The sequence below is a fragment of the Companilactobacillus suantsaicola genome (assembly GCF_004745525.1).
Classification (GTDB): domain Bacteria; phylum Bacillota; class Bacilli; order Lactobacillales; family Lactobacillaceae; genus Companilactobacillus; species Companilactobacillus suantsaicola.
Map to the genome: position 1 here is coordinate 1 of NZ_RKLY01000045.1, position 12104 is coordinate 12104.

The window sequence follows — 12104 nt, forward strand, 5'->3', positions numbered from 1 at the left end:
AGAAGTTAAGCTTCTTCACGTCGAAAGTAGTTGGTGGGAAACTACCCGCGAGGATAGATAGTCGCTACGCAACCTAAGGGATCTACTTAGTAGGTTCCTTTTTTTGTACCCTGAAATAAAATTTGCGGAGAGTGGGGGATTTGAATCCTTCCCACTCCCCGTGGTAAAGGATTCAATTTAAAAAAGTTTAAAACAAAGAAGCTGACTAATGACATTCTCATTAGTCGGCTTCTTTGTCGGCGGCATATTAATTAATCCGACCTCAGAATAAAACTATAAAAAGTTCTTTATATTATTTTGGAATATTGACTAAATAAGTTCCAATTGTACAATTTCAGAAAATAAAAAAGATGTATTTTGAACTGATAAAGATGTATTTTGAACTGATTTTGAAAAATGCCGATATTATAAGATTAATCACAGAGTGTTTTTTGTAAACTAGTGATTATTTCAACCAATTCCTTTACTTTTTATGAAAATAATATTTTTCATAAATTATGATGAGACCGGGGACTATACTTATTTAAAATAAGGCGTAAAATAACTTATTGGTATAGATATTAAAATATATTCATATTTCTATAAATATTTTGTCTATTTATTTGGATTACAAAATGCTGTAGGTTACTAATTAGGAAAAATATTTACTATAATGTAAATATGTATTTTAGGACTATGAGTGTACTTTAATACAATATAAGTGATTACATCTACGGGGGTGGAGTTTTTGGATAGCTTTACTGACTTATTTTTATCAAAATCGGAAATTGAAAAGATTCAATTGTTTAATAAAATTAAACTAATAAGAACAAATCAGCTTGCTAGTGCAGATCTCATCGGAACTTATCGTAATCGTGATATTCAAGTTAAGGATATTAACTTACGAAAAGCAGCATATCAGATGAATAAGAGCTACGGTAGTGTTTATAATACTTTCTTGGGGATTCAAGAAGACTTTAAGAAGATCTTGAAGAAGAAAGATTATAGTACTGAAGAAATGTTCGGCGTGACTAGGGATGCTTATCATGCTTATTTGACGACTAATTCGGATGGTTATCTATTCTTAGATGCCATTGTTAAGGAAAAGGAGACTTCCTTCAAACATTTCTATGAAACATTGGAAAGTAGTAAGGCTACAGTCTTACGTCATTTAAAGCCAATGAGAGGCTATTTAAAACGTTTTGGAGTCCGGATTGCCTATGAACCAATGCGTTTTGTTGGTGATGAGGAATCGATTCGTCTGGCCATTGCGGCATTGTATTGGAATGCTACTAGGGGATATGTCTGGCCATTTGAAGACTTTACTCAAAAGACGGCTTTCAAAGTTGTTGATATTGCGTTAGATAAGTATCGTCTTAAACCAACTAACTACATTACAAAGACTTTTTACGCTTATGTAGTTATGGCACACTTATATCGAATTATTGCGGGTAATCATGTTCAAAATATGGATGCTTTGAACGTAATCAATTATCCATTCCCAAATATTTTTGAGAGTGCTGGATCAATGCTTGAAGGAGATTCCGGTAGTGAAAAGGTTCGAGAGTTAAAACGAGCTATCAAAGAAGATGTCAGTTATGAAGAGCAAATGTTCCAATCAGCTGATTTCTATATCTTATTGATGTGCGTACCGGCTACTTTTGAAGTCTCAGAGGATTATTTACAATCAGTTTCAAAACAATTAGTTCGTTATAATCCATTGTTTGCTAACTTCATTGATGATTTCTTGGAATTGATTCCTATCGATGTTGAACAAACAATTTCAGACATGGCAATGTCACACAGTGAATTTTTAAGATATAAATATAATTTAACAACTTGCATCATTGGTGTCTTAGCACTAGATCATAACTATATTGAAATTTTGAACCTTTATTCTGGTTTTGGTGACGCAATTAGTAAACTTAATGATGAAGGACTTGAGAGTAAAATTTATTCAACCGTTCAACATTTGATGTTGCGTGACAAGTATCAATCATTAAATGGGAAAGCTAAACAGATTTCTGAAGCTATTTATGCGATTGCTTATCGTTTCTTCTCACTCTATAACAAGAATATCCAAGTTAAAGTTTACTTGGAATTAGAGTCATTCTTCTTAGTTTATTCCGATCTATCAGTTACTTTGCAATCACTTCCTTATGCCAAAATTGTTAGTGATCCAAAAGAAGCTGATATTATCGTGACAGCTAACAGTGCTAATCCACCAGAAGATCAAATGAATAAAGATGTATGTATCTATCGTTGGATGTATAACGGTGTAGATGGCCAAATGGGCGGCTTATTGAACTTGATTTATAAGATTTGGACTGAAGAAAAGGTCAGTGAAAATCCAAATCTTTAATGAAAAGAGTTGCAACTATTTTCAGAATATATTATCATGAAGATTGTGCGATGAGTCGAGAGCCGTCGAATTTGGACGGCACTTATGAAGGTAGGATATCGAGCACCACTCACCGGATTGTGAGGGATATCTATAGAAACCTGATGTGAACAGGAATCTATTTACTCAATTTGAGTACTACCAAAGAAACCATGGTTGTTTTATACCATGGTTTTTTTTATAGAAAAATTTATGTAAGAGGTGAAAGAATGCGAGCACAAAGAATATGGTTATTAATATTGAGTATTGCGTTTAACTTGGTGATGGGATTCATTTTGCCAGTCAATTCAATTTTTATTCATAAGAATTTGGGGGAATCTTTGGTAACGTCAGGCTTTGCCTTGATGGTTTATTCCGCATTCATGATGGTCGGAAACGCCCTAGGTGGAGTTTTGTTCGATCGATTTTCCAAACGAGGGACAATGTATATTGGTTATGCCGTTTCAATCGTGTCACTTTTAGGAATGTCATTTCATCATGTTTGGCCAAGTTATGCCATTATGTTGTTTACTTTAGGATTTGGAATGGGTCTGATTTATACTGGTGTTAACGCCTATACAGCTTTTGTAGCTGAACAGATGAGTAGTAATAGTCGAGTGATTTTCAATAATATGTATTTGGCTTCAAACATTGGGATTGCGATTGGATCCGCCGCAGTTGCCTTTATTTTCAAATGGAGTATTTTCTTTACTTTCTTTATTCCAATGTTACTTTTCGTCATCAGTACGATTATTTTGCTTTTAAAAGCCGATGTTTTGGAACATGTTTCCGAACATGTTGAGGCCGATACCAATCAAGAAGTTACCGATTTTGAAGAAGAGGTCGATCCTAAGAGCATTATTGGTTCAGCTAGATTCAATCTAAATCTCTTTATTATTTGTGCCGCTATCTTTATCGTTTGGCTAGGTTACTCACAATGGGATAGTAACTTGTCAACTTACATGTTAAATAATGGTTATACAACTAGACAATTTGGATTAGTCTTCACGATCAATGCTGGTTCACTTTTGATTATTCAACCAGTAATGAATCGCGTGATTTCCAAAATCTTCAAGTTACTGAAATTCCAAATTTTTATTGGGACAGTAATTATGGGATTATCATTCTTGCTCTTGCCCGAAGCTAGCTCTTACATGTCTTTTGTGGCTAGTATGTTGGTCTTGACGGTCGGAGAATCAATGGTCTTTCCAACTATTCCAGCATTGTTGAGTAAGATGTCGACTAGCCGTAATCGAGGAACTTTCCAGAGTTTTTACAGCATTTTCGGTTCATTAGGACGTGCTGTGGGACCTTATGCCGGAAGTTTGATCATCACTGCGATGTCATTTTCAACTTTGTTCGTCGGCATTACAATTTCAATGATTATCGTGGCAGTTACAATGATAGGCGTTAAAGAATTAGTTTAAGTGAGGGAATATCATGATCATAATTTTGGTATTGTTATTACTAGTCGTTCTAATTCTGAACGCCTTTTTTTTGTACATTCACCAGCGCGGTTCTAAAGCTCTAGGCGGCACTGCACCTAAAGTTGTGATGGATGAAGGACTAGTAGAAAATACGGAAAAATTTTTACAGAAGAAAAAAATCGAGTGGAGAATTCACTCAAGCTTTAATGGCAATCAATTAGTTGGTTGGTTTACGGATAATCAGAGTCAGACGACGGTTATTTTGGTACACGGTTTTGGAGTCGACCATACGTCGTTAAATATTCATGCGCAATTATTTGATAAACTGGGATTAAATGTCTTACAAATCGACAATCAGGCTGCTGGACAAAGTGAGGGCAAGTATCAAAGCTTTGGAGTAATCGAGAGTAGCGACGTTGTTGATTGGGTCAAGCGTCTTTTAAAAGCTAAACCAGATAATAAAATTGTCCTCTTTGGGGCCTCGATGGGGGCTGCGACAGTTATGTTGACGACGAAATTTGATTTGCCCGAGAATGTTAAACTAGTTATTGAAGATTCAGGTTATACAAGTGCTTCGGATATCTTGAGTTATCACTGTCAAAAAAGGTATCATATTAAAGGCAGATATTTGATTAAAGGGATTTCGTTAGTAAGTAAGATCCGGGCTGGTTTTTCTTATCAGCAGGCGGATTGCGTTGCAGCATTACAGCAGAATACACGTCCAGTATTGTTTATGCATGGGCACAATGACTTTACCGTGCCATTTTTTATGCGTGAAAAGTTATTAACATGTGGAAAATTTCCGCGGATGGCTTACGAAAGTTCCGGAGTTCATATTAGAAGTTACTATGTGGATTCGAAAAAATATCAAGAAACTGTGGAAAAGTTTTTGAAAATGTATCTTTAGGAGAAAATAATGAAAATAAAAATCGCTGATTTTATCGAAAATGTTCAAGAAGAAAAATTCAAGCAAACTAAGCTTGATATTAGTAAGGACGACCTACTTCAAGAAGACTTGTGGGCCATAAACACCGCTAAGGAACAAATGGAAAAAGATTTAGCAGCTAATGAACTGTCACAAATCATCATTCATGTGGCAGATGCTGAATTTCCAATCGACTATTATTTGGAAAGTGGCGTGATCAATTTACCATTCGCTGATGCTAAAAAAGTGACTCATTTCTTTGATGATGATGCCGAAGTGGAAACTAAAGTTTATCTTTCAACTAATTGCGATTATTTAAATGCTTCAAAATTTCATATTGATTTAATTTCTGAAAATGAGTTCAAAAATGATGAAATTAAAGCTGCATTAGCTATAATGAAAAGTAACTATGAAACTTCCCTAGAAAACTTTAATCATAAAGATGATGAGGAAGAGGAAAAGAAAGAGGAAAAATAATGAATTCAATGCTGCTGCTTTTGGTAATGGGAGTAGGAGCTGGAGTTTTGGGTGCAATTTTGGGAATTGGTGGTGGTATGATCATCACCCCAGTTTTAACCATTATGATGGGCTTAGATATCAAGTATGCTATTGGTGCTAGTATCATTTCGGTTATTGCAACTAGTTCCGGTTCTACGATTGCTTATCTGAAAGATGATATGCTAAATCTGCGTGTCGCCATGTTTTTGGAAATAGCCACAACGGTCGGCGCGATTATGGGTGCCTTATTGGTAGGCGTCTTTTCAAGTAGTTTCTTATACGTATTATTTGGTTTTTTCCTACTATATTCTACTTACAATATGGTTCGTAAATTGATGGATAAAAAGGGCGAAAATGTTTATACCGGACATGATCCAATCGTCGACAAATTCAAATTAGCTAGTACTTATTATGATAAATCTGAGAAAAAACAAGTTGATTATTCAATGAAAAACGTTCCTGGTGGATTTATCATGATGTGGGCTGCTGGACTTGCCAGTGGTCTATTAGGTATTGGTAGTGGTGCTTTCAAAGTTATCGCCATGGATACAATTATGAAGATGCCTTTGAAACCATCTAGTGCTACCAGCAATTTAATGATGGGTGTCACAGCTGCTGCCAGTGCTACTGTCTACTTTTTCAATGGTTCGATCCGTCCAGATATTGCAGCACCACTTGCAATTGGTGTTTTAGCAGGTGCTACGATTGGTGCTCGTTTGATGCAAGTTTTGAAGCCAAGAATTATCAGAATGATTTTTATTCCAATCATTTTGTATATGGGAGTTCAAATGGCTCTTAAAGGATTTGGGGTGAACATCTAATGAATACACATGAAGAGACTAAGCAAGTCGAATTAATTATTGGTAAAATCCTCCGTATCGGCGTTATAACGTCGGCAATTGTCATTCTGATTGGAATGGGATTGTATTTTATGAGTGGCAGTGGTTATAATCCTGGAGATTATCCCACTAGATTTTCCGCAATTTTTGCTGGTTTAGCCGCTGGTAAATCTTATGCAGTAATTATGTTGGGTGTGTTCTTATTGATTTTGACGCCAGTTTTACGAGTCGTCGTTTCGATTTACGCTTTTTATAAAGAACACGATAAATTGTATGTTATTATCACAACGATAGTTTTAGTAATTTTAATGTTTGCGATGTTCATGGGATATCGTAGTTAAAAAATAAAAAACATCTATTTAGAAAAAATTCTAAATAGATGTTTTTTTAGTTATTTTCAAGAGCATCTAAAATACTCCATTGAATGGTACCGGTATATTTTCCGGCAGGATTGATTTTTTTACCAGTGGATAAAAGAATGCCAGTATCTTTGGTCCAATTTGAAGTGATATTTTGAGTGTCGGTATCATCACTATCTTTGTTATGTTGAAAAATTGTAACAGGATTACTTAAATCTTGAATTGGACTATCAGATTTTTCACGGTAAATTAATTTACCGTCGAAGACTTGCTCTTTTTTAGTACTTTTATTTATAAGTGGCGAAGCAACAGCTTTAACAATCTGGGAAGCTCCTTTGGCTCGACTATCGATCACATCGACATTGCACTTATCGAGTCGAGGAATCAATTGCTGATTTTTACCGTAATTAATACTTTGAAATGAAATATTATCTGAAATAAATCCGAATGAAATAGTACCACCGATTTGAATTTGTCGATTCAAGGCTGGTGTTTCACCTAGATTAGTAGTTGAAGAATTATCTTTAACATAGAATGAAACGGGAGTGGAATCATCAGCTAATTCGCTACTTTTAATAGTTAAAGTAAAATTACCATCTTTATCAATTATGTTCTCGATTGGATTGTAAATACCGTCGCCGACTTTTTTATATACGGTTAGCTTAGATAAGTCGACCTGACCTTGACCTAAATAATCGACTTTACTGGGAATGTTGACGTCTTTTTTCTTACTAATATGAATTGTATCTTTAGTATCACTGGATAAAATAATTGTATGGGGGTCAATCATAAATGCTGGTGCTTCAGTATCAGTAATTAAATTATCACCACTGAAATGTCCGTGTGCTTGAGGGACTTTCAAAGTTGTCGTACTAGTTGTGGCGGCATCACCGTGCAAAATAACGGTGGCATTATCTTTACCAAGACCTAAAGGACGATTGAGTTTAACCTCAATGACTTTTTGTTTAAAGGCGGTATCAGGGATCGTTTGTTTAGTACCATCTTTGTAAATAATTTCGCCACTGTGAAAAGCCATATTGTCGGGAGTAGTAATTTGAGCAACGATATTTTCCCAACGTCTAGTATATCCAACGTAGTTCAAATAGTACTTATAAGTTAGCTTATCTTTGGTATTAACATGACTTCCTTCAGTAACTGTGGTGTTAGAGTTGTCGTTCCAAATTTCTGGTTTAGCTTGAACATCAACAAAAGAAGGTAATGATTCAAAAATTAGTAGGTTATTTTCAGTGAACTTTCCGGTTGCCCCAGTAAATCCCCAATAAATTCGACCGTCTTTACTATGAAAAACTTCGGGATTGATACCTGTGTGTGAGGTGATTGGTTCTTTAGGTGTACCATCAAGATTTTTATCATCATAGTAATAGGCTAAGTCGGCTAAACCACCTCTTTGAGTAGCTTTTGTCCATTTGATTGTTAAATGGTGCCATTTGCTGTCAACGAGATTTAGACCTGAACTTGAAGTTAAATAATTCAAAGAATAAAAATACTTGAGATCAGGGGTTGGTAGATGATCATGATCTGAATCGTTCTTAAATCCGTCCGGTTTCTCAACACTGTGTTGAAGATAGGTAGGGATTTTAGTTAAACCAACATTATATTCACTTTCAGGATTACTGGGATAACCGATTGCTATATGTTGACCAGATACGCCGTCGAGATCAAATGAGGCCCCTCCATTATTAATATCTCCATATGCCTTAGAAGCGTCTGGGTAAGTGTCAAACTCAATAGCCACACTATTTTGAATAGCATTTTTGGCGATATTGGCAACCTTTGTTTCATTAAAATCCCAATCAGTTCCCCAAACTCCTAAGGTTTCTCCATTTCCTGGCAGCCATTGTTTCTCTTTTAAGTCGTAACCGACGGAATGAGCATTAACTCCGTTAGGATCATTATGTAACACAAACGCCATACCATCTCCGGGCCTAGTACCAGCGATATTACTGACATCATTATCTTTGTAAAACCCTAAATAGAGCCACATTGAAACGGTTTGGTCTTCATTGATATTAAAGAAATTACCGCTAGTTAAATTGCTCCAGATTCCACCGACTTGTTTATGGTCGTTGGTCATTTGGATAACAGAGGTATTTTTACTATTTGGATTTTCAGGACTTGGACTAACAATGGTAGCGGAATTGCCATCAAATTTGGCTTTAACGAAGTTATTATCACTCCATTTGAGTCCTCTGGGTGCAGTTTTTAGAGCATTTGTGAGATCATCCGCATTACTTTTTATTGGATTTTCACTAGTTGTTGATGTAGCTGAAACTTTTTGACTAGTCCCCATACTAGTCAGTAACAAAATAATTATTGATAGAACCCTTAGAATTTTTATGTATCGTCGATATTTTTTCATGACGCCCCTCTTATAAATGAAAAACTCAATTTATAAAAAAAGTGTATCAAAAATATGATTTTGTTTCCGTGATAAAGGACTAAAATACCACTCTATTTTTATATAAAAAGTATAAATAAAAACTATATTGAATATATTATTTTCCTGATATCAAAATTTTAAATCGAATCTAAAAGGGTCCAATTAATTACACCGGTATATTGACCAGCACTTGGATTATCGTTTAAAGATAACAAGATACCACTCTGATCGGTCCAAGGAAGCGTGATATCTCTTGTCTCGGTTAGGTCATTTTGCTTGGTATATTGGGCGATATTGACATTATGGGATAAATCAACGGTGTGACTATCAGGATCTTGGCGGTAAACTAGTGAACCATCGAGGTCTTTTTTGGTAGTCTTGTTTACTAAAGGTGTTGCGGCAGCTTGAACGACCCAGCTAGTACCTTTAGAGCGACTATCGACTACATTGACGTGCCAGTCGTTAATTCTCGGGATCAGTTTATTCTTGGTACCGTAATTGACGTCTTTGAAAGCTACGTGACTGGAAACTTCGCCAAAAGCTACGGTGCCGCCAATTTGAATCGTCCGGGTTAAAGTATTGGTTTCACCTAGATCTCCATTTTCATCTTTCACAAAAAAAGTGACGTTAGTCGAATCGCTAGTTAATAAGGATTTATCAATGTGTAAAGTAAAACTTCCGTCAGCGTTGACCAGTCCAGTGAGTGGTTTAGCTGCCTCGTTATTGATTTTTTGGTAGACAGTGAGTTTAGAAAAGTCGATTGATCCGCTACCGAGAAATTTAACTTGAGCCGGGATGTCGACACTTTCATCTTTTTGAACTTTGATGATATATGGGGAACTACTTTCCAAGGTGATTGAACGAGGGTCAATGATAAAGGACGAAGAGTCAGTATCAGTGATCAAATTATCACCATCAAAGTGAGCATGAGCACTAGGAACAGTCAGTTGTTCATTGGCCGTAGCGGCAGCTCTTCCGTGTAGTGAAATAGTAGCTGTTCGATTATCCTTATTTAAATTTTGCAATAAGGTGTAATTGATTTTATTAGTTGAGGTGTCAAAAACACTACTAGGAATAGTTTCTGTTTGACCATTGGCGTATGTGATTTCGCCACTGCTAAAGGTCATATTACTTGGGATATCCATTCGAGCCTTGATATTAGACCATTCTCTTGTCCAACCGATATAACTCAAATTATAGTTATAAGTTATTTTGTCATTAGCGTTGACGTGACTGTTCTGAGAGATATCAGTATTCTCAGTATCATTATGGATTGTAGATGTTGCTTGAGCATCAACGTATGAAGGGATGGATTCGAATGCAATTAGGTTGTTTTCGGTATATGTACCAGTAGATCCAGTGAATCCCCAGTATAATTTGCCGTCAGCAGAAGCAAAGGTGTTCGTATTGATATCTAATGAACGAGTTATTTCTGAACTTAACGGGGTACTTGTGACTGGATCCTTATCGTCGTAGTGGTAAGTTAATTTTCCAATGGTACTACCAGAATCAGGCTTTTGCCATTCAACGGTTAAGTGATGCCATTTACTATCAACCAAATTAAGAAATTCACTAGGGGTACCGCCATAGGCATTTTGATGATACATCATGAAAAAGTTTCTTCTATTGCCAGCCGAGTCTTGAGCATATTGTGGGATATAGGTAATAGGCTTAGCAGGATATCCGAAGGCAATGTGTGGATCATAATTTTTTGAACCGGAATATGACAAATCAAAAGAAGCACCTTCACCTTTGATGTCATCGTAAGAACTGACACGGTCAATAAAGGTGTCAAATTCAATGGCAACACTATTTTGAATAGCTGTTTTAGCAATGTTGGCACTATTAGTTTCAGAAGGGTCCCAGTCAGTACCCCAAACACCAAGAGTTTCACCATCACCAGGCGTAAGTTTGCCATCTCTTATTCCAGTTGAATGAGCGTTGATTCCACGGGCATCGTTATGTAAGACAAAAGCCATACCGTCACCGGGGAAAAAACGATTAGGATCGGTGATACTTTTAGCGTAACCAAAATACAGCCACATCGAAACTTTTTGATTGTGGTTGACATTAAAATAGTTATCTTTATCAAAGTTACTCCAGATTCCTCCGACTTGATTGGTAGTATTAGTCATTTTGATAATACTAGTATTGGGTGAATTAGGGTTCTTTGATTGAACTATCTGAGCCGAATTACCTTCAAAATTAGCTTCAGAAAAGGCACCGTCAGACCAGCTCAATCCTTTAGGCACAGTCTTTAATGCATTCTCGTAGTCAGCTTGATTGGTGTCGGCGGCCAAAACGGTTTGATAGTTCAGTGGTAGTATTAATAAAAATGTAAATAGAATGAATAAAAAAATATAAAAAAAGTGGGTAGATCTCTTATATTTATTCATAATAAATCCCTCTCAATAAAAAAATCCTCAATATTCAATCGAAGTGTAACAGGTTTTTGAACTTATGTCATACTTTTAGTATATTTTTATCACTATATTTTTATATAAAAATAATAAATAATAGTATATTGAATATATAGATAATCTTATTAATATAAATAATTATTAATGTAGACAAGCTGTATAATAATTAAATTTGACAGCAATTAAATTGCTTAAAATAAAATGTTTTACAATTTCTTTGAATAGGCATAAAATATGAGTAAATAAATTGAAAAAGGAGGGATTATTTTTGGAAATTTTTAAAGATAATCAACCAATTCCTTTAAATGATCACTTATGCTTTTCTTTGTACGCTACTTCGCGAGCAATTCAAAAGCTATATCATACTGGATTGAGTGAATGTAAATTAACATACCCACAATATTTAGTTTTGGTCGCTTTGTCAGAACATGATGAATTGACCGTTAAAAAGTTAGGTGCACTCTTGTCACTAGATTCTGGAACATTGACACCATTGTTGAAGCGTTTGGAAAATGAAGGCTTAGTCGTTCGAAATCGTAGTAAGGATGATGAACGGGTTGTAAATGTTAAGTTGACAGAGGCAGGGCATCAAAAGAGAAAAGCTGCTAACAATCTACCAGAGGTTTTAGTACAAAAGAGCGGCTTATCTGAAGAAGAGTGGTTCCAGTTGGAAAACTTATCTAATAAGCTGTTTAAGAATATTACTGAATAATAGTGGATTTCTATAGTTTGGTTGGTGTAAGATGCCGTCTTCCGTAACAGCTCTGGGAAACGCTGGAATGCACTCGTCCTTGTCAAGTTGACATTTTCTTGGCTCAAATAATATAACTTTTTAAGCGACCTCACCCCAAAATTCTTCGTTGGTGAGGCCGTTTC

Annotated in this window: 9 protein-coding genes; 7 read left to right on the forward strand and 2 right to left on the reverse strand. The window is 35.7% G+C overall.

Annotation, left to right across the window (positions count from 1 at the left end; genetic code table 11):
- Window positions 1-718: 718 nt before the first annotated feature.
- The 6 genes from EGT49_RS11820 to EGT49_RS11845 all read left to right on the forward strand — a co-directional run bounded on the left by EGT49_RS11820 (window position 719) and on the right by EGT49_RS11845 (window position 6389).
- Window positions 719-2341: a helix-turn-helix domain-containing protein gene (locus tag EGT49_RS11820; RefSeq protein WP_246013849.1), complete on the forward strand. Its 1623-nt coding sequence runs from the start codon at window positions 719-721 to the stop codon at window positions 2339-2341.
- 248 nt (window positions 2342-2589) lie between these two features.
- Window positions 2590-3786, forward strand: a complete 1197-nt coding sequence (locus EGT49_RS11825) for an MFS transporter (RefSeq protein WP_135374574.1) — start codon at window positions 2590-2592, stop codon at window positions 3784-3786.
- A 13-nt stretch (window positions 3787-3799) separates the two neighbouring features.
- Window positions 3800-4693, forward strand: a complete 894-nt coding sequence (locus tag EGT49_RS11830; RefSeq protein WP_246013850.1) for an alpha/beta hydrolase — start codon at window positions 3800-3802, stop codon at window positions 4691-4693.
- 9 nt (window positions 4694-4702) lie between these two features.
- On the forward strand, window positions 4703-5188 hold the full coding sequence (locus EGT49_RS11835; protein WP_135374578.1) for a hypothetical protein: 486 nt from the start codon (window positions 4703-4705) through the stop codon (window positions 5186-5188).
- Window positions 5188-6030 (forward strand): sulfite exporter TauE/SafE family protein, encoded by an 843-nt coding sequence (locus EGT49_RS11840; RefSeq protein WP_135374580.1) that lies wholly within the window; start codon window positions 5188-5190, stop codon window positions 6028-6030. The genes EGT49_RS11835 and EGT49_RS11840 overlap by 1 nt, the downstream gene beginning before the upstream one ends.
- Window positions 6030-6389 carry a DUF1634 domain-containing protein gene (locus EGT49_RS11845; protein WP_135374582.1) on the forward strand — a complete coding sequence of 120 codons (360 nt, stop codon included), beginning with the start codon at window positions 6030-6032 and terminating at the stop codon, window positions 6387-6389. Before EGT49_RS11840 ends, EGT49_RS11845 begins: the two co-directional genes overlap by 1 nt.
- Window positions 6390-6435: 46 nt before the next feature.
- Here EGT49_RS11845 and EGT49_RS11850 read toward each other — a convergent pair whose 3' ends face one another.
- A complete protein-coding gene (locus EGT49_RS11850) occupies window positions 6436-8787 on the reverse strand; it encodes an L-type lectin family protein (RefSeq protein WP_135374584.1) in 2352 nt (783 codons plus the stop codon).
- Window positions 8788-8945: 158 nt separating this feature from the next.
- Window positions 8946-11204 (reverse strand): L-type lectin family protein, encoded by a 2259-nt coding sequence (locus tag EGT49_RS11855; RefSeq protein ID WP_135374586.1) that lies wholly within the window; start codon window positions 11202-11204, stop codon window positions 8946-8948.
- A gap of 292 nt (window positions 11205-11496) precedes the next feature.
- On the opposite strand from EGT49_RS11855, the gene EGT49_RS11860 reads away from it, so the two are divergent.
- Complete coding sequence (locus tag EGT49_RS11860; protein ID WP_135374588.1) at window positions 11497-11940, forward strand: MarR family winged helix-turn-helix transcriptional regulator; 444 nt, start codon at window positions 11497-11499, stop codon at window positions 11938-11940.
- Window positions 11941-12104 lie beyond the last annotated feature (164 nt).

Bases quoted from the DNA above. Each gene is read 5' to 3' on its own strand.
- EGT49_RS11845 (WP_135374582.1), top strand. From the start codon at position 6,030: ATGAATACACATGAAGAGACTAAGCAAGTCGAATTAATTATTGGTAAA.
- EGT49_RS11830 (WP_246013850.1), top strand. From the start codon at position 3,800: ATGATCATAATTTTGGTATTGTTATTACTAGTCGTTCTAATTCTGAAC.
- EGT49_RS11825 (WP_135374574.1), top strand. From the start codon at position 2,590: ATGCGAGCACAAAGAATATGGTTATTAATATTGAGTATTGCGTTTAAC.
- EGT49_RS11840 (WP_135374580.1), top strand. From the start codon at position 5,188: ATGAATTCAATGCTGCTGCTTTTGGTAATGGGAGTAGGAGCTGGAGTT.
- EGT49_RS11855 (WP_135374586.1), bottom strand. From the start codon at position 11,204: ATGAATAAATATAAGAGATCTACCCACTTTTTTTATATTTTTTTATTC.
- EGT49_RS11850 (WP_135374584.1), bottom strand. From the start codon at position 8,787: ATGAAAAAATATCGACGATACATAAAAATTCTAAGGGTTCTATCAATA.
- EGT49_RS11835 (WP_135374578.1), top strand. From the start codon at position 4,703: ATGAAAATAAAAATCGCTGATTTTATCGAAAATGTTCAAGAAGAAAAA.